The following is a 16,945-nucleotide window of genomic DNA, read 5'->3' as shown; positions in this document are numbered from 1 at the left end:
TGATCCCTGACCGGCCGGCGGCGCCGACGGTAGGACCTCACGTCGCGTCATGGTCAACCCCGTACCGCCGCCGTTGGTCACGGTACGTGAGCGCCGCCACCTATTTGCCGGGCCGGACCAGCCCCGTCTCGTACGCCAGCACCACGGCCTGCACCCGGTCGCGCAGCCGCAGCTTGGTCAACATGTGCCCGACGTGGGTCTTGACCGTGGTCTCGCTGACCGACAGCTCGCGGGCGATCTCCGCGTTGGACAGCCCGCGCGCCACCTGCACCAGCACCTCCCGCTCCCGGTCGGTCAGCGCGTCCAGCACCGGCGGCGCGGCGGTCGCCGGGTCGGGCAGCACGTCGGCGAAGCGGTCCAGCAGCCGGCGCAGGATCCGCGGCGCCACCACCGCCTCCCCGGCCGCCACCGTCCGGATCGCGGTGACCAGGTCCTCCGCCGGCACGTCCTTGGCCAGGAACCCGCTCGCCCCGGCGCGCAACGCCCCGACCACGTACTCGTCCAGCTCGAACGTGGTCAGCACCAGCACCCGCACCGGCAGCCGGGCGTCCACGATCGCCCGGGTCGCGGCCACCCCGTCCATCCGTGGCATCCGGATGTCCATCAGCACCACGTCCGGCAGCAGCCGCCGGGACAGCTCCACCGCCTCCGCGCCGTCGCCGGCCTCACCCACGATGTCCAGGTCGTCCTCGACGCCGAGCACCATCCGGAACCCGGTCCGCAGCAGTGGCTGGTCGTCGGCGAGCAGCACCCGCACCGGTCGGGTCGCGGCGGCGTCGGTCATGGGTGTCCCCTCGTCGGGCCGGGCGGTCGGGCCGGGACCGGGCCGGCCGGGTCCAGCGGGATCCGGGCGTACACCCGGAAACCGCCGCCCGGCGTCGGGCCGGTCCGCAGGATCCCACCGTAGAGGGCCACCCGCTCCCGCATACCGACCAGGCCGTGCCCGATCCGGTCGGTCGGTCCCGGGCCGCGCCCGGTGTCGGTCACCTCCACCGTCAGCGAGCCCTCGCCGGCGGCGAGCCGGACCAGCGCGGTGGCCGGGCCGGCGTGCCGCAGCACGTTGCGCAGCGCCTCCTGCACCACCCGGTACGCGGCCAGCGCCACCCCGTCCGGCACCGGCCCGAGCGCGCCACGAGTGCGCACCGTGACCGGCAGCCCGGCGTCGCGGGCCGCGCCGACCAGCGTGGCGATGCCGGCCAGGCCGGGCTGCGGCGCCAGGTCGGCCGCCGGACCGGCGTCGGCGCGCAGCACGCGCAGCAGGCGGTGCAGCTCGCGCAGGGCCGCCCGGCCGGTGTCCTCGACCGCGGCCAGCGCCCCGTCCGCCGCACCGGGATCGCGGCGCAGCGCCCGGCGCGCGCCGGCGGCCAGCACCTCCATCGCGGCGACCTGGTGGGCCACCAGGTCGTGCAGCTCCCCGGCGATCCGACGCCGCTCCTCGGCGAGCACCCCCGCCCCGGCGCCGGCCCGCGAGCGCGCCCGGGCGGCCCGTCGGGCCTGCGTCGCGCGGCCCAGCGCGTAGGCCAGCGCGGCGGTGAGCAGCGTGTCCCGCATCCGCCGGGCCGGTAACCGGTCGGTCATGCCTGCGACGCTAGGCCGCCGCGCCGCCCGCCTCGTCGTCGCCGCAGCCGAACCCCGTCTCCTCCCCGAGGAGGAGCCTCACTCGTCGGCCCCCGGGGTGGCCGGCCGGGAGCGGGCGTCGACGAGCGGGTCGGGCGCGGCGGCCACCGGGAACGGCGGCGGGGTGCCGCCGAAGCTCGGGCACCGCGACTGGTGGCTGCACCAGTCGCAGAGCCGGCTCGGCCGGGGCCGGAAATCCTGCCGGGCGGTGGCCTGCTCGATCGCCCGCCACAACGCCACCACCGTGCGCTCGAAGCGGACCAGCTCCTCGGCGTCGGGGGCGTAGTCGCAGACCTCGGCGTCCTTGAGGTAGAGCAGGCGCAGCACCCGCGGCACCACGCCCCGGGTGCGCCACAGCACCAGCGCGTAGAACTTGAGCTGGAACAGCGCCCGCGCCTCGAACGCCTCGCGCGGCGCGCCGCCGGTCTTGTAGTCGACCACCCGCAGCGCGCCGTCCGGCGCCACGTCGAGGCGGTCGAGATAGCCCCGGATGAGCAGCTCGTCGTCGACCACCGCGGAGATCAGCGCCTCGCGCTCGGCCGGCTCCAGCCGGCGCGGGTCCTCCACCGCGAAGTAGCCCTCCAACAGCCCGGCCGCCGAGCGGAGGAAACCGTCCAGGCCGACCGCGTCGCCGTCGGCGAACAACGTCGCCAGCTCCGGCTCCTCGGTGACCAGCCGATCCCACTGCGGGGAGACCAGGTCGCCGGCCGACTCCGGGGTGCGCGCCGGGGCCGGCAGGTCGAACAGCCGCTCCAGCACCGCGTGCACCAGCGTGCCCCGGGCCTGCTCGACGGTGGGGCGCTCGGGCAGCCGGTCGATGCTGCGGAAGCGGTAGAGCAGCGGGCAGGTCTTGAAGTCGGCCGCGCGCGACGGCGACAGCGACGCCCGCACCGTGCCCGGCGCCCGCGCCACCGTCTGCTCGCCCTGCGCGTCGATCACCGATTCCGCCGTCATGTCCGGAAGGTTAGGCCACCGGTGTGACACCGCCGCGGTCGCCGCACCGGGTCATGATCCGTCCCGCGTAGCATCGCCGGAGTGCAGCGGCGGACCCGACGACCGCGCCGGCGCGGGCTCAGCCTCGGCCGGGTCTTCGGCGTGCCGCTGCGCGCCGACGCCTCGATGCTGCTGCTCACGGTCGTGGTCACCGTGCTCTACGCGGCCCTGGCCCGCCGCCAGCTCGACCTCGGGCAGCTCGGCGGCTACCTGGTCGGCCTCGGCTTCGTGGTCTCGCTGCTCGGCTCCGTGCTGCTGCACGAGCTGGGCCACGCGCTCACCGCCCGCCGCTACGGCATCGGTGTGCGGGGGATCACGCTGGAGCTGCTCGGCGGCTACACCGAGATGGACCGCGACGCCCCGACCCCCCGGATCGAGCTGCTGATCTCCCTGGCCGGGCCGGCCGTGTCCGCGGTGCTCGGCGCCGGCGCGGTCGCCGCCACGCTCACCCTGCCCGCCGGCACGCTCGGCCACCAGCTCGCCTTCCAGCTCGCGGTCAGCAACGTGGTGGTGGCGATCTTCAACAGCCTGCCCGGCCTGCCGCTGGACGGCGGGCGCGCGCTGCGCGCGGCGGTCTGGGCGCTCACCCGCGACCGGCACCGGGGCACCGAGGTGGCCGGCTGGGTCGGCCGGGCGGTCGCCCTCGGCACGCTCGCCCTGGTGGTGGTGCTCACCCTGCGGCGGGCGCTCGCCCCGCTGGCCCTGCCGCTGCTCCTGCTTGTCGCGTTGACGCTGTGGCGCGGCGCCGGGCAGTCCATCCGGCTGGCCCGCATCGGCCGCCGGCTGCACCTGGTCGACCTGTCCCGGCTGGCCCGCCCGCTGCTGCCGGTGCCCACCGGCACCCCGCTGGCCGAGGCGCAACGCCGCCGCGACGAGGCCGGCACACCCGACGCGGCGCTCGCCGTCGTCGACTCCACCGGCCGTACGCTGGCACTCGTCGACCCGGCCCGCGCCGCCGCCGTACCCCCGGACCGGCGGCCGTGGCTCGCGGTGGACGAGGTGGCCCGCGGCCTCGCCGACCTGCCCACCCTGCCGGTCGCGGCGGACGGCGAACGGGTCCTGGAGACCGTCCGCACCCACCCGGGCGCGCAGTACCCGGTGACGGCAGGCGAAGATGTGGTCGGCGTGCTGCACATCGCGGATCTCGCCCAGCTCCTCGAACCGAAACGGAAGACGAACACGTGACCGCAGAGCTCTCCACCGTCCCGGCGCTGCCTCCGGTGCACCGCGGGCCGTTCCGGCCCGGCGACCGGGTCCAGCTGACCGACCCGAAGGGCCGGATGCACACCGTGACGCTGGAGCCCGGCAAGGAGTTCCACACCCACCGGGGCATCCTCAAGCACGACACGCTGATCGGCCTGCCCGACGGCAGCGTGGTCACCACCGCCGGCGGCGGCACCGCCTTCCTCGCGCTGCGGCCGCTGCTGTCGGACTACGTGCTCTCCATGCCACGCGGCGCCCAGGTGATCTACCCGAAGGACTCCGCGCAGATCGTCGCCATGGGCGACATCTTCCCGGGCGCCAAGGTGCTGGAGGCCGGCGCCGGCTCGGGCGCGCTGTCCTGCTCGCTGCTGCGCGCCGTCGGCACCGAGGGTGAGCTGCACTCCTTCGAGCTGCGCGACGACTTCGCCCAGATCGCCCGGCGCAACGTCGAGGCGTTCTTCAACGGCCCGCACCCGGCGTGGCGGCTGCACGTCGGCGACGTCGCCACCTGCGCCGAGACCGGCTTCGACCGGATCATCCTGGACATGCTCACCCCGTGGGAGATGCTCGACATGGTCGAGCGGGCCCTGGTCCCCGGCGGCGTGCTGATCGGCTACGTGGCCACCACCCCGCAGCTCTCCGAGCTGGTCGAGGCGCTGCGCGAGCGCGGCGGCTGGACCGAGCCGCGCGCCTGGGAGTCGATGGTCCGCGACTGGCACGCCGAGGGGCTGGCGGTCCGGCCCGACCACCGCATGATCGCGCACACCGCGTTCCTGGTCTCCGCGCGCAAGCTCGCCCCCGGGGTCACCGCGCCGCCGCGCCGCCGCAAGCCCAGCAAGGGCGCCGAGGCGTACGCGCAGCGCCGGGACGCCCTGCGCGCCGCCGCGGCGGCCCGGTCGGCGGAGGAACCCGAGGAGTCCTGACCCCCGGCGCGCGAACCACCGCGGGCGGGGGAATCATGTGTGCCCGTGGGGACGACGACACCGGAGACGGTAAGCATGAGGGAGCGGATCGGGGCGCGGGGCGGTCGGGGCGTCCGCCCCGGCGACGGCGGCGCGGGCCGACGGGAGGTGGCGTGAGCAGTCCCGGCTACGGCAACGGCGAGATGCCCGCCGTCTTCCCCGACTGGTCGCCCTACGCCGACCTGGAGTCGGCCGCCCGGGCCTACCTGCGTGACCCGGACATCGCCCTGGAGGCGCTCGGTGGGGTGCTGCGGGGCGCCTCGGTGCTCGGCTTCACTCTGGAACGCTTCGTCAACGAGGTCAACGGGGTGTGGCAGGAGGTCGTCGTCTGCGACGGCAGCCGGCTGGTGCTCTGGCACGGCGAGGACGTCCCGCCGGGGGAGGGGCCACCGGGCGCGATGACCTCGTCGCTGCGCGTGGTGCCGGTCTCCACGGTCACCGAGGTCGGCTGCCGGCGCCGGCTCACCCGCGCCGACGACGGCACGGTCCGGGTCGACAGCATCGACGTCTACCTGCTGCTCAGCTCGCTGGACGAGGCACCGCCGAGCGACGAGGCGGTGGGCACGCCCCGGCACGACGCGCTGCGCTTCGGCAAGACGCTCGACGACGGCGGCGCCGGGCAGATCACCCGGCTGGAGGAGTTCGCCCGGCTGGTCGCCTCGGTCGTCGGCCGTCCCATGCTCTGAGACGAGGGCGGGCCGGGGATGCGCCCCGGCCCGCCGCGCCGCTCTCAGTCGTCGGCCTCCGGGCCGGCCACCTCGACGCCGTCGCGGCCCCGCACCACGTGGATGCACTCGCCCGGGCACTCCTTCGCCGAGTCGATCACCTCGAGGCGCAGGTGCTCCGGCACGTCCACCCGGGCGCCCGGGGCCAGCCGCAGCTCACCGTCGGCGCCCTTGACGTACGCCAGGCCGTCGACGTCGAACTCGAAGACCTCCGGCGCGTACTGCACGCAGAGCCCGTCACCCGTGCAGAGATCCTGGTCCACCCAGACCTGCAACTGGTCGGTCGCGACGTCGGTCACGAAGCACCCCCCATGTTCTCCCGTCCCGGACTCCGACGGTACCCGAACGCCCGTACCCACCCGTCGACCAGCCCTTGGCGATCAAGCTTCGGTGACGAGCGCGTTGCGGAGGACCGAATCGGGCTCATAGCGGCTAGTGTTAGCTCAGAACGTTCAAGCCCCCCGGGGAGGTGGGACGTGGCACGCAGCGACGACGCGGACTCGCGCGCCGCACGGTGGGAGAAGGAAGCCCACGATCTCTCCACGCAGGTCGCGTTCCTGCAAGAGGAACTCGCTCTGGTGCGACGCAAGTTGACCGAAAGCCCCCGACACGTCCGGCAGCTCGAAGAGCGGCTGGCCGCCACCCAGGCGCAGTTGGCCCGGCTGAACGAGAACAACGAGCGGCTCGTGAGCACCCTCAAGGAGGCTCGCGCGCAGATCGTGACGCTCAAGGAGGAGATCGACCGACTCGCGCAGCCGCCGAGCGGCTACGGCGTCTTCCTGGCGAGGCACGACGACGGCACGGTGGACGTGTTCACCGGCGGGCGCAAGCTCCGGGTCGCCGTCTCGCCCTCGCTGGAGGTCGACGAGCTGCGTCGGGGCCAGGAGGTCCTGCTCAACGACGCGCTCAACATCGTCGACGCGTTCGGCTACGAGCGGGTCGGCGAGGTGGTGATGCTCAAGGAGATCCTGGTGGGTCCCGACGGCGCTCCGGGTGACCGGGCGCTCGTGGTGTCTCACTCGGACGAGGAGCGGATCGTGCACCTCGCCGAGACCCTGATCGGCAGCACGATCCGGGCCGGCGACTCGCTCATGATCGAGCCCCGCTCGGCGTACGCGTACGAGCGGATCCCGAAGAGCGAGGTCGAGGAACTGGTCCTGGAGGAGGTGCCCGACGTCGACTACGAGGACATCGGTGGCCTCCAGTCGCAGATCGAGCAGATCCGCGACGCGGTGGAACTGCCGTTCCTGCACGCCGACCTGTTCCGCGAGCACCAGCTCCGGCCGCCGAAGGGCATCCTGCTCTACGGTCCGCCCGGCTGCGGCAAGACGCTCATCGCCAAGGCGGTGGCCAACTCCCTGGCCAAGAAGATCGCCGAGCGTCGCGGTGAGGAGAAGCACACCAGCTTCTTCCTCAACATCAAGGGCCCCGAGCTGCTCAACAAGTACGTCGGCGAGACCGAGCGGCACATCCGGCTGATCTTCCAGCGAGCCCGGGAGAAGGCCGGCGAGGGCACCCCGGTGATCGTGTTCTTCGACGAGATGGACTCGATCTTCCGTACCCGTGGCTCCGGCGTCTCCTCCGACGTGGAGAACACCATCGTCCCGCAGTTGCTCAGCGAGATCGACGGCGTGGAGGGCCTGGAGAACGTCATCGTCATCGGCGCCTCCAACCGGGAAGACATGATCGACCCGGCGATCCTGCGCCCGGGCCGGCTCGACGTGAAGATCAAGATCGAGCGGCCGGACGCCGAGGCGGCCAAGGACATCTTCTCCAAGTACGTCCTCGCCGACCTGCCGCTGCACGCCGACGACCTGGCCGAACACGGCAGCGACACGCGGGCCACCGTGGCCGCCATGATCGACGCCGTGGTCCTCCGGATGTACTCGGAGACCGAGGAGAACCGCTTCCTCGAGGTCACCTACGCCAACGGCGACAAGGAAGTCCTCTACTTCAAGGACTTCAACTCCGGCGCGATGATCCAGAACATCGTCGACCGGGGCAAGAAGATGGCCATCAAGGAGTTCCTCACCTCCGGGCGCAAGGGGCTACGCCTGCAGCACCTGCTCGACGCGTGCGTCGACGAGTTCCGCGAGAACGAGGACCTGCCCAACACCACCAACCCCGACGACTGGGCGCGCATCTCCGGCAAGAAGGGCGAACGGATCGTCTACATCCGCACGCTCGTCTCCGGCGGCAAGGGCACCGAGGCCGGCCGGTCCATCGAGACCGCCAGCAACACCGGCCAGTACCTCTGAGACCGACCCCACCGGGGCGGCGCCACGCAGGCGCCGTCCCGGTCGGTCGTTTCCGGGGCGACGCGGACCGACCCCGCCCGCTAGGGTCTGCACCCGTGCGTAGATCACTTGTCCCGGCCCTGGCCGTGTCTCTGACGGTCCTGCTCGCCGCCTGCGGCACCTCCACCGACCCCGCATCCGACCCGGCCGCCCCGCCGTCGGCCTCGGCGTCCGCCTCCACGCCCACCGCCGCCGAGGCGCCCGCCGCGATCCGGCAGGGCTTCCAGCGCAGCCTGGAGAAGTCCGTCAAGATGGACGTCACCATCAAGGCGGGCAACCAGACCATCACCATGCGCTCCGCGCTCGACCCCGCCACCGGCGGCATGACGCTGGACATGGCCACCCCCGAGCCGGTCAGCATGGTCGTCACCGCCGACGCCGTTTACGTCCAGCAGGACAAGTCCGAGAGCAAGCGCTGGCTCAAGCTAGACCGCAAGCGGCTGCGCCCCGACGGCCAGCTCGCCCAGGGCCTCGACATCCGGGCGCAGGCCGGCATCCTCGGCGGGGTGGTCTCCGCCGAGCCGGCCGGCGACGGCCGCTACACCGGTGTCGCCGACCCCGACAAGGCCGTCGCGGCCGCCTCCAGCGAGAGCGAGCGGGGGACGCTGCGGAACGCGTTCAAGGTGCTCAGGACCAAGTCGGTGCCGTTCGAGGCCACGCTCGACGACGCGGGCCGGCTCACCCTGCTCACGTACACGTTCGACACGGCCGCCGGGAAGGTCGACAACGAGATGAAGATGCACAGCTTCGGCGAGCCGGTCACCATCACCGCCCCGAAGGCGTCGGAGACCGAGCCGGCGGCGGCCGAGATGTACCGCTTCTTCTGACCCGCGACACCCGGCCGGCCGGGGCGGAACCCCGCTCCGGCCGGGCCGCCCCGGGCCCGGCACACCACCTACCGTCCACGCGCCGACTACGCTCGACGTGACGGGGAACTCGACGGCGAGCGGAGCGGGCAGGTCGATGAGCGTCAGACGGATCATGGGCACCGAGGTCGAGTACGGCATCTCCGTGCCCGGCCAGGCCGGAGCCAACCCGATGGTCACCTCGTCGCAGGTGGTCAACGCCTACGGAGCACGACCCGAACTCAACCGGGGCGGGCGGGCACGCTGGGACTACGAGGAGGAGTCGCCGCTGCGCGACGCCCGCGGATTCACCTACTCCGGGGCGGCCTACGACCCGGCCGAGGCGCTCGCCGACGAGGACCTCGGGCTCGCCAACGTGATACTCACCAACGGCGCCCGGCTCTACGTCGACCACGCCCACCCCGAATACTCCACCCCCGAGGTGACCACGCCGCTGGACGTGGTGCGCTGGGACAAGGCGGGGGAGCGGGTGATGGCCGAGGCCGCCCGCCGGGCCGCCACCATCCCGGGCACCCATCCCATCCACCTCTACAAGAACAACACCGACAACAAGGGCGCCAGCTACGGCTCCCACGAGAACTACCTGATGCGCCGGCAGACGCCGTTCGCCGACATCGTGGCGTACCTGACGCCGTTCTTCGTCACGCGGCAGATCGTCTGCGGCGCCGGCCGCGTCGGCATCGGCCAGGACGGCGGCCAGAGCGGCTTCCAGATCTCCCAGCGCGCCGACTTCTTCGAGGTCGAGGTCGGGCTGGAGACCACGCTCAAGCGGCCCATCATCAACACCCGCGACGAGCCGCACGCGGACGCCGACAAGTACCGCCGGCTGCACGTCATCATCGGTGACGCCAACCTCTCCGAAATCTCCACCTTCCTCAAGGTGGGCACCACCTCGCTGATCCTCGCCATGATCGAGGAGAAGGCGCTCGGCGCGGACCTGGGCATCGCCGACCCGGTCGCCGAGCTGCGCGCGGTGAGCCACGACCCGTCGCTGAAGCACCTCATGCGGATGCGCGACGGTCGCCGTCTGACCGCGCTAGACGTGCAGTGGGCCTACCTCGACCGGGTCCGTTCCTTCGTGGACGACCGCTACGGCCAGGACGTGGACGCGCAGACCGCCGACGTGCTGGACCGCTGGGAGAGCGTGCTGGACCGGCTCGGCCGCGACGCCTTCGAGTGCGCCGACGAGCTGGACTGGGTGGCCAAGCTGCGGCTGCTGGAGGGCTACCGGGAGCGGGAGAAGCTCGGCTGGGGTTCGCACAAGCTGCAACTGGTCGACCTGCAGTATTCCGACGTGCGGCCGGAGAAGGGCCTCTACCACCGGCTGGTCCAGCGCGGCTCGATGAAGACGCTGCTGACCGACGAGCAGACCCGCGCCGCGATGACCGAGCCGCCGGAGGACACCCGGGCCTACTTCCGCGGCCGCTGCCTGGACCGCTATGCCTCCGAGGTGGTCGCCGCGAGCTGGGACTCGGTCATCTTCGACGTGGGCCGCGAGTCGCTGGTCCGGGTGCCGATGATGGAGCCCGAGCGGGGCACCAAGGTGCACGTCGGCAAGCTCTTCGACAGGTGCGAGAGCGCCAAGGACCTGCTGGAGATGCTCACCGGCGGCTGACCAGGATGCCGGAAGGCCCGTCGAGTGCCGGAACCCGGCGCGCGACGGGCCTTTCGTCGTCCGTGCGAGGTAAGTTGATCGCAGGCGATCGTGGAGGAGGCACCACCATGGCGGCACAAGAGGGTGGGCAGACCCAGTCCGGCAAGTCCCACGAGGAGGTCGAGGAGGTCACCGCTCAGGCCAATCCCGAGGTGGCCGAGCGGCACGCCGAGATCACCGAGGACGTCGACGACCTGCTCGACGAGATCGACTCCGTCCTGGAGGAGAACGCGGAAGAATTTGTGAGGGGCTACGTTCAGAAAGGGGGCCAATAGTGCATAGCCGGGCAAAACGGACATGGCCAAGAAGCTCGACGACCGGGATGGCCGCCGTCGTTGTCGTGACTGTGACGAGTGGAAGCCGCTCGACGAGTTCTGTGTCAGCAGCAGACGGCCCGATGGGCGCGGCAGCTACTGCAAACCGTGCTTCAACCTCCGCTCGAAGGCGAGCTATGCCAAGCGCCTGAAGGAGAAGCACGGACGAGAGGTGCGCGAGCTTCCGACGGTCCCGGACGGCCACCGTCGTTGCCCGACGTGCGGCGAGACGAAGAGGTTGGACGACTTTCCGCGCAACCGATCGGGCCGAGGAGGCTACGGCCGGTACTGCAAGCCGTGCCGTAACGAGAAAACCAAGGAGACGAGGCTGCGTCTCTACGGCGGCAGCCGGGAGTACCACCTGCGTCGCCGCTACGGGGTCGGTGAGAAGGAGTTCCAGGAGCTGCTGGCCGAGCAGGGCGGTCGGTGCGCGATCTGTCGGCGTCCCGATCCGGAACATCTGGACCACGATCATCGCACCGGATGGGTGCGCGGGATACTCTGCTTCAACTGCAACGGCGGTCTCGGCCAGTCCAAGGACGACCTCGACACCCTGGCCGGGGCGATCACATACCTGAGAGGAACCACGTGGCAGCGGGTTTTGATCCATCCGGGCGTCTTCCAGATGTGTTCACCAACGCGGGGACGTCCTCCTTCACCACGTTCCTGAGCAAGGCGGCCCCCGAGATGCTGCCCGGCCGTCGGCCGCTGCCGCCCGGCATGGCCGCCGACCTGGCGCCGCACGCCACCACGATCGTGGCCATCTCCGCCGCGGGCGGCGTGGTCATGGCCGGCGACCGGCGGGCCACCATGGGCAACCTGATCGCCCAGCGCGACATCGAGAAGGTGCACCCGGCCGACGCCTACTCGCTGGTCGGCATCGCGGGCACGGCGGGCATCGGCATCGAGCTGATGCGACTGTTCCAGGTGGAGCTGGAGCACTACGAGAAGATCGAGGGCGCGATGCTCTCGCTCGACGGCAAGGCCAACCGGCTGGCGTCGATGATCCGGGGTAACCTGGGCGCGGCCATGCAGGGCCTGGCGGTGGTGCCGCTGTTCGCCGGCTTCGACCTGGCCGCGAGCGACCCGGCCCGGGCCGGCCGGATCTTCAGCTTCGACGTCACCGGTGGTCCCTACGAGGAGACCGGCTACGACGCGATCGGCTCCGGTTCGCTGTTCGCCAAGTCGGCGCTGAAGAAGCGTTTCCGGGCCGGCCTGTCGATCGACGACGCGACGCGACTGGCCGTCGAGGCGCTCTACGACGCGGCGGACGACGACACCGCCACCGGCGGTCCCGACCTGACCCGGCGGATCTACCCGGTCGTGATGACCGCGACGGCCGACGGCACCCACCGGCTGACCGACGCCGAGACGGCGACGATCGCGGAGGGCGTGGTGTCCGGCCGGATGGAGAACCCGGGCGGCTGACCCCGCTCCCACCCCACCGAGTCAGCAGTCCCGCACCACAGGCACGAAGGAGAACCGCCGCCGTGGCCATGCAGTTCTACGCCTCGCCCGAGCAGATCATGCGCGACCGCTCCGAGCTGGCCCGCAAGGGCATCGCCCGGGGCCGCAGCGCGGTGGTCCTGAGCTATGCCGGCGGCGTGCTCTTCGTCGCCGAGAACCTGTCCAGCACGCTGCACAAGGTCAGCGAGATCTACGACCGGATCGGCTTCGCCGCCGTCGGCCGCTACAACGAGTTCGAGAACCTGCGCCGCGCGGGCGTGCGGATGGCCGACCTGAACGGCCTGAGCTACGACCGGCGTGACGTCAACGGCCTGGCCCTGGCGAACGCGTACGCGCAGACGCTGGGCGCCATCTTCACCGAGCAGTCGAAGCCGTTCGAGGTGGAGATCTGCGTGGCCGAGGTGGGCGCCTCGGCGGAGGACGACTCGCTCTACCGGGTGACCTACGACGGCTCGGTCAACGACGAGCCGGGCCGGATGGCGATGGGCGGGCAGTCGGAGGCGATCGCCGGGGTGCTGAAGAACGAGCACCGGCCGGAGATGTCGCTGTCCGAGGCGGTGCGCGCCGCGATGAAGGCGCTGAGCAGCGTCGGCGGTGAAGGTGGCGCGGCCCGCACGATCGCCGCGAACCAGTTGGAGGTGGCGGTCCTGGACCGGGGCCGGGTGGGCCGGACGTTCCGCCGGATCACCGGGGCGGCGCTGTCCGCGCTGCTCGACGGCAATTCGGAGGGCGACGTCGCGCCGGCGCCGGGGCGGGCGAAGACCCCGACCGTGCCGACCGAGGAGGCGAAGAAGCCGACCACCTCGGCCGGCTCCGCCGACCTGGAGGGCAACCCGGAGGACACGCCGGGCGAGTGAGGCGGTGTCGTCGGACCCCGTCACGTCGCGAGGTGGCGGGGTTCGATGCTGTCCGGGGCTGGGTCGCCGCAGGACGGTGACGCCGCGCGCTGCCCATCGGGGGCTCCGGGCGGCTAGTGTCTCATCATGGAGCGGCGAATCTTCGGCCTCGAAACCGAGTACGGCGTCACCTGCACCTATCGCGGGCAACGCCGTCTGTCCCCCGACGAGGTCGCGCGGTACCTGTTCCGGCGGGTGGTGTCGTGGGGCCGGTCGAGCAACGTGTTCCTCCGCAACGGCGCCCGCCTCTATCTGGACGTCGGTTCGCACCCGGAGTACGCCACTCCGGAGTGCGACTCGGTGACCGACCTGGTGGCCCACGACAGGGCCGGTGAGCGGATCCTGGAGGGGCTGCTCGTCGACGCGGAGAAGCGGCTGCACGACGAGGGCATCGCGGGCGAGATCTATCTGTTCAAGAACAACACCGACTCGGCCGGCAACTCGTACGGCTGTCACGAGAACTACCTGGTGTCCCGGCACGGCGAGTTCGGCCGCCTGGCGGACGTGCTGATCCCGTTCCTGGTGACCCGACAGTTGATCTGCGGCGCGGGCAAGGTGTTGCAGACGCCGCGCGGCGCGGTCTACTGCCTGTCGCAGCGCGCGGAGCACATCTGGGAGGGCGTCTCCTCGGCGACCACCCGCAGCCGGCCGATCATCAACACCCGCGACGAGCCGCACGCGGACGCGGAACGCTACCGCCGGCTGCACGTGATCGTCGGTGACTCCAACATGAACGAGGTCACCACGCTGCTGAAGGTCGGCACCGCCGACATCGTGCTGCGGATGATCGAGGCCGGTGTGGTGATGCGGGACCTCACGTTGGAGAACCCGATCCGGGCGATCCGCGAGGTGTCGCACGACATCACCGGCCGGCGCAAGGTCCGCCTGTCCTCCGGCAAGGAGGTGTCGGCGCTGGAGATCCAGCAGGAATACCTGGCCAAGGCGACGGAGTTCGTGGAGCGCCGGGGCGGTGACCAGACCGCCAAGCGGGTGGTGGACCTGTGGGCGCGGGTGTTGCGCGCGGTGGAGACCGGTGACCTGGACCCGGTGGCGCGGGAGATCGACTGGGTGAGCAAGCTGAAGTTGATCGAGCGCTACCAGCGCAAGCACGACCTGCCGTTGTCGCATCCGCGGGTGGCGCAGATGGATCTGGCCTACCACGACCTGCGGCGTGGCCGGGGCCTCTACGGGCTGCTGGAGCGTCGGGGCGAGGTCGACCGGGTGGCCAACGACCCGGAGATCTTCGAGGCGAAGGAGACGCCGCCGCAGACCACCCGGGCGCGGCTGCGGGGCGAGTTCATCCGGCACGCCCAGGAGAAGCGGCGTGACTTCACCGTCGACTGGGTGCACCTGAAGTTGAACGACCAGGCGCAGCGCACGGTGCTCTGCAAGGACCCGTTCCGGGCGTACGACGAGCGGGTGGAACGGCTGATCGCGAGCATGTGAGGCCGGTGGGCGGCCGGTGCCCGACGCCGGCCGCCCGGGCACCGGTACGCTGGCGTCGCCATGGACACTTCCGAACCGCAGGGCCGCGAGCGCGGCCAGACCTCCGGCCGCGCGCGGGACGGCGGCGCCGAGAAGCTCAACTGGATCGACAGGCGGCGGGAGAAGATCCGCGCCGAGATCGAGCGCAACCGTCGCGGTGACCACCGGATCCCCACCTGGGCGATGGCGGTCGCGCTGGTCGTGATCGTGGTCGCCTGGATCGGCTTGATCCTCTGGTTCGGCTGATCCGGCGCCCGGCTCAGCCGAGCAGGCCGGCGGCGTGCCGGCCGGCGGCGGCGGCGGTCAGGAAGTAGGCGTGGTCGGCGTCGAGGCCACGGCCCATCGTCGACAGTCCGACCGGGCTGGCGCGCAGCGCCGCGTCGAGGCCGTCGGTGGGCGCGGTGACGATCCGGTGCCGGTCGGCGAGGGGCGCCAGCGCCGTCGCCACGGCGGCGGCGAGTTCCGGGTCGAGGCCGTCCGGCACGACCAGCTCCGCGGGGGCCAACGCCACCCGGCCGTACGCGGTGAGGCTGTGGTGCGAGACGCCGCGGTGCCGGGGCCGGGGGTCGGCGTCGGAGACGCGTAGCGAGCCGACCGGGCGCCCGCCGAGCGTGGCGACGGCGTTGACGGCCTCGCCGACGGCGACGCCGGAGAAACCCCAGCGGGTGCCGGTGCCGAGGTTGCCCGGCCCCTGGGCGACGATCGCCAGGTCGGCGTGGAGCACGTGCCGGGCGGCGAGCAGGCCGCTGTGCAGGGTGGTGGCCTCCAGGTCACCGCCGAACGCCTGCCCCACGGTGACGGTGCCGGCGAGGTGGCCGGCGAGTCCGGCCAGGGTGCGGGAGAACCAGGCGGGCAGCGCCCCGCCGTCGGTGAGCAGGTAGGCCACCCGGGCGCCGGGGGCGTCGGCGTGCACGCCGGCCAGGATCGCGGGCAGGGCGGAGTGCAGGTCGGCGGTGACCACCGGCATCCCGTCGATGGTCTCGGCGTCGGCGAGCCGGGCGTGGTGCGGGGAGGCTTCCTCGTCGACGCCGAGCAGGATCGGCTGCAGCGGGGTGTAGCGGGCCTTGACCAGGTGCCCGGCGTCGCGGGTGTCGCCGGCCTGCGGCGGGTCGGCGGGGAGCCGGTCGGGCAGCGCGACGACGAGCGCGTACCCGCCGGTGCCGAGGCCCATCAGCAGGGCGCCGGCGTTGAGCAGGACGCGGTCGCCCGGCTCGGGGTCGCCGACGAGCGCCGGGTAGGCCAGGGCCCGCATCCGGGCGCCGTCGGGCAGCTCGACGTCGAGTTCGACCGCGCCGGCCCACCGTCGCCGTACCGTCGTGACCGTGCCGGACCGCCATCGCACCATGCCGGCACGCTATCGGCCGGCGCCCCGGCGGTCGCCGGCCGGGTCAGGCCTCCTGGTCGACCGGCCGGCCGGGCTCGTCCTGGGTGGTCCGGGCGCGGCGGCCGGCGCCGCGGGAGCGGGTCGGGTCGAGGAAGACGTACGCGATCTCCGGGAACTCCGCGGTGAGCCGCCGTTCGGCCTCGTCGGCGGCGGCCTCGATCTCGGCGCCGGTGGCGTCGTCGCGGAAGTCGACCTTGGCGGCGACGAGGATGTCGTCCGGGCCGAGGACCATGGTCATCAGCGTGTCGATCCGGTCGACGGTGGGGAGCTGCGCCAGCTCCCGCTCGATCCGGCGGTGCACCCGCTCGGAGACGGCGCGGCCGACCAGCAGGGAGATGTTGCTGCGGGCGAGGACGGCGGCGACCACCAGCAGCAGCACGCCGATGAGGATCGAGGCGACGCCGTCGTAGACCTCGTCGCCGGTGAGGTGCGACAGGGTGAGCCCGGCGGCGGCGAGCAGCAGGCCGATCAGCGCGGCGCTGTCCTCCAGGAAGACCGCCTTGACCGTGGTGTCGGCGGTGATCCGCAGGTAGCGGCGGGGCGTGGTGCGCCAGCGCTTCGACTCGCCGCGCACCTGTCGTACGGCCCGGGCCAGCGACACCGACTCGATGGCGAACGAGACGGCCAGCACGACGTACGCGGTCAGGTAGTTGCCTGTGTGCTCGTGCACGAGAATGGTGGTGACGCCGTGGGTGATGGCGAAGCCGGCACCGGCGACGAACGTGAACAGCGCGGCGAGGAACGCCCAGACGTAGCTCTCCTTGCCGTACCCGAACGGGTGGCGGGTGTCGGCGGGCCGCGCGCCCCGGCGCAGCGCCAGGTAGAGCAGCACCTCGGTGGTGGTGTCGGCGACCGAGTGGGCGGCCTCGGAGAGCATCGCCGCGGAGCCGGAGATCAGGCCGGCGACCAGCTTGGCGATCGCGATGGCGAGGTTCGCCGCGCCGGCCACCACGACGGTGCCGACGCTCTCGGTCTTGACTTCCGCTTCCGCCATTCGCCCACCCTATGACCGGTCCCGGGGGCCCGCGCGTCGAGCCGGGGCCGCGCCGCGCCCGCGCGGGTGCCCGCGTCGGACGTGCGGG

The 16,945-nt window shown here is 72.5% G+C and carries 18 protein-coding genes; 12 read left to right on the top strand and 6 right to left on the bottom strand.

The features are described 5' to 3' along the window. Positions 1-100 precede the first annotated feature (100 nt). The 3 genes from ACIA5A_RS18260 to ACIA5A_RS18250 form a co-directional block, all read right to left on the bottom strand. Positions 101-784, bottom strand: a complete 684-nt coding sequence (locus ACIA5A_RS18260; protein WP_396763260.1) for a response regulator — start codon at positions 782-784, stop codon at positions 101-103. Continuing rightward, positions 781-1,578 (bottom strand): sensor histidine kinase, encoded by a 798-nt coding sequence (locus ACIA5A_RS18255; RefSeq protein WP_396763257.1) that lies wholly within the window; start codon positions 1,576-1,578, stop codon positions 781-783. Before ACIA5A_RS18255 ends, ACIA5A_RS18260 begins: the two co-directional genes overlap by 4 nt. Positions 1,579-1,656: 78 nt before the next feature. Then, the gene (locus ACIA5A_RS18250; RefSeq protein WP_396763254.1) at positions 1,657-2,571 is read right to left on the bottom strand and encodes a RecB family exonuclease; all 915 of its coding nucleotides are present in this window, start codon (positions 2,569-2,571) and stop codon (positions 1,657-1,659) included. A 165-nt stretch (positions 2,572-2,736) separates the two neighbouring features. On the opposite strand from ACIA5A_RS18250, the gene ACIA5A_RS18245 reads away from it, so the two are divergent. The 3 genes from ACIA5A_RS18245 (at position 2,737) to ACIA5A_RS18235 (ending at position 5,461) form a co-directional block, all read left to right on the top strand. Continuing rightward, positions 2,737-3,795, top strand: a complete 1,059-nt coding sequence (locus ACIA5A_RS18245) for a M50 family metallopeptidase (protein ID WP_396763480.1) — start codon at positions 2,737-2,739, stop codon at positions 3,793-3,795. Then, positions 3,792-4,736, top strand: coding sequence for a tRNA (adenine-N1)-methyltransferase (locus ACIA5A_RS18240; protein ID WP_396763251.1), 945 nt, complete (start codon positions 3,792-3,794; stop codon positions 4,734-4,736). The genes ACIA5A_RS18245 and ACIA5A_RS18240 overlap by 4 nt, the downstream gene beginning before the upstream one ends. A 152-nt stretch (positions 4,737-4,888) precedes the next feature. Then, positions 4,889-5,461 carry a hypothetical protein gene (locus ACIA5A_RS18235; protein WP_181568142.1) on the top strand — a complete coding sequence of 191 codons (573 nt, stop codon included), beginning with the start codon at positions 4,889-4,891 and terminating at the stop codon, positions 5,459-5,461. A gap of 44 nt (positions 5,462-5,505) precedes the next feature. Here the strand turns inward: ACIA5A_RS18235 and ACIA5A_RS18230 are convergent, their stop codons facing one another. Continuing rightward, complete coding sequence (locus ACIA5A_RS18230) at positions 5,506-5,799, bottom strand: ferredoxin (protein WP_396763247.1); 294 nt, start codon at positions 5,797-5,799, stop codon at positions 5,506-5,508. Positions 5,800-5,976: 177 nt separating this feature from the next. Between ACIA5A_RS18230 and arc the strand changes: the two genes are divergently transcribed. The 9 genes from arc to ACIA5A_RS18185 all read left to right on the top strand — a co-directional run bounded on the left by arc (position 5,977) and on the right by ACIA5A_RS18185 (position 14,725). Continuing rightward, positions 5,977-7,758, top strand: coding sequence for a proteasome ATPase (gene arc / locus ACIA5A_RS18225; protein ID WP_396763244.1), 1,782 nt, complete (start codon positions 5,977-5,979; stop codon positions 7,756-7,758). 95 nt (positions 7,759-7,853) lie between these two features. Further along, entirely contained in the window at positions 7,854-8,624 is a 771-nt protein-coding gene (locus ACIA5A_RS18220) for a hypothetical protein (RefSeq protein WP_396763241.1), read from the top strand. A 136-nt stretch (positions 8,625-8,760) separates the two neighbouring features. Then, a complete protein-coding gene (gene dop / locus ACIA5A_RS18215; RefSeq protein ID WP_396763238.1) occupies positions 8,761-10,278 on the top strand; it encodes a depupylase/deamidase Dop in 1,518 nt (505 codons plus the stop codon). 107 nt (positions 10,279-10,385) lie between these two features. Then, entirely contained in the window at positions 10,386-10,592 is a 207-nt protein-coding gene (locus ACIA5A_RS18210) for a ubiquitin-like protein Pup (RefSeq protein WP_181568146.1), read from the top strand. 22 nt (positions 10,593-10,614) lie between these two features. Beyond that, a complete protein-coding gene (locus ACIA5A_RS18205; protein WP_396763234.1) occupies positions 10,615-11,301 on the top strand; it encodes an endonuclease VII domain-containing protein in 687 nt (228 codons plus the stop codon). Then, positions 11,220-12,059, top strand: a complete 840-nt coding sequence (gene prcB / locus ACIA5A_RS18200) for a proteasome subunit beta (RefSeq protein WP_396763232.1) — start codon at positions 11,220-11,222, stop codon at positions 12,057-12,059. Before ACIA5A_RS18205 ends, prcB begins: the two co-directional genes overlap by 82 nt. Positions 12,060-12,121: 62 nt before the next feature. After that, the gene (gene prcA, locus ACIA5A_RS18195; RefSeq protein WP_396763229.1) at positions 12,122-12,955 is read left to right on the top strand and encodes a proteasome subunit alpha; all 834 of its coding nucleotides are present in this window, start codon (positions 12,122-12,124) and stop codon (positions 12,953-12,955) included. Between the two features lie 126 nt (positions 12,956-13,081). Further along, the gene (gene pafA, locus ACIA5A_RS18190) at positions 13,082-14,440 is read left to right on the top strand and encodes a Pup--protein ligase (protein WP_181568150.1); all 1,359 of its coding nucleotides are present in this window, start codon (positions 13,082-13,084) and stop codon (positions 14,438-14,440) included. Positions 14,441-14,500: 60 nt separating this feature from the next. Continuing rightward, a complete protein-coding gene (locus ACIA5A_RS18185; protein ID WP_396763225.1) occupies positions 14,501-14,725 on the top strand; it encodes a hypothetical protein in 225 nt (74 codons plus the stop codon). A gap of 13 nt (positions 14,726-14,738) precedes the next feature. Here the strand turns inward: ACIA5A_RS18185 and ACIA5A_RS18180 are convergent, their stop codons facing one another. Both ACIA5A_RS18180 and ACIA5A_RS18175 read right to left on the bottom strand, forming a co-directional pair. Next, entirely contained in the window at positions 14,739-15,824 is a 1,086-nt protein-coding gene (locus tag ACIA5A_RS18180) for a DUF3866 family protein (RefSeq protein WP_396763222.1), read from the bottom strand. Between the two features lie 43 nt (positions 15,825-15,867). Then, a complete protein-coding gene (locus ACIA5A_RS18175) occupies positions 15,868-16,857 on the bottom strand; it encodes a cation diffusion facilitator family transporter (protein WP_396763220.1) in 990 nt (329 codons plus the stop codon). Positions 16,858-16,945: the final 88 nt, after the last annotated feature.

It is taken from the genome of Micromonospora sp. NPDC051300, assembly GCF_044455315.1.
GTDB classification, from domain to species: domain Bacteria; phylum Actinomycetota; class Actinomycetes; order Mycobacteriales; family Micromonosporaceae; genus Micromonospora; species Micromonospora robiginosa.
The sequence above is the reverse complement of the archived record's forward strand: the minus strand, read 5'-3'. Positions and strand labels throughout refer to the sequence as shown.

Excerpts from the sequence above, each read along its gene's own strand:
- ACIA5A_RS18260 (WP_396763260.1), bottom strand. The coding sequence starts at position 784 with ATGACCGACGCCGCCGCGACCCGACCGGTGCGGGTGCTGCTCGCCGAC.
- ACIA5A_RS18255 (WP_396763257.1), bottom strand. The coding sequence starts at position 1,578 with ATGACCGACCGGTTACCGGCCCGGCGGATGCGGGACACGCTGCTCACC.
- ACIA5A_RS18250 (WP_396763254.1), bottom strand. The coding sequence starts at position 2,571 with ATGACGGCGGAATCGGTGATCGACGCGCAGGGCGAGCAGACGGTGGCG.
- ACIA5A_RS18245 (WP_396763480.1), top strand. The coding sequence starts at position 2,737 with ATGCTGCTGCTCACGGTCGTGGTCACCGTGCTCTACGCGGCCCTGGCC.
- dop (WP_396763238.1), top strand. The coding sequence starts at position 8,761 with ATGAGCGTCAGACGGATCATGGGCACCGAGGTCGAGTACGGCATCTCC.
- ACIA5A_RS18210 (WP_181568146.1), top strand. The coding sequence starts at position 10,386 with ATGGCGGCACAAGAGGGTGGGCAGACCCAGTCCGGCAAGTCCCACGAG.
- ACIA5A_RS18205 (WP_396763234.1), top strand. The coding sequence starts at position 10,615 with ATGGCCAAGAAGCTCGACGACCGGGATGGCCGCCGTCGTTGTCGTGAC.
- pafA (WP_181568150.1), top strand. The coding sequence starts at position 13,082 with ATGGAGCGGCGAATCTTCGGCCTCGAAACCGAGTACGGCGTCACCTGC.
- ACIA5A_RS18185 (WP_396763225.1), top strand. The coding sequence starts at position 14,501 with ATGGACACTTCCGAACCGCAGGGCCGCGAGCGCGGCCAGACCTCCGGC.
- ACIA5A_RS18180 (WP_396763222.1), bottom strand. The coding sequence starts at position 15,824 with ATGGTGCGATGGCGGTCCGGCACGGTCACGACGGTACGGCGACGGTGG.
- ACIA5A_RS18175 (WP_396763220.1), bottom strand. The coding sequence starts at position 16,857 with ATGGCGGAAGCGGAAGTCAAGACCGAGAGCGTCGGCACCGTCGTGGTG.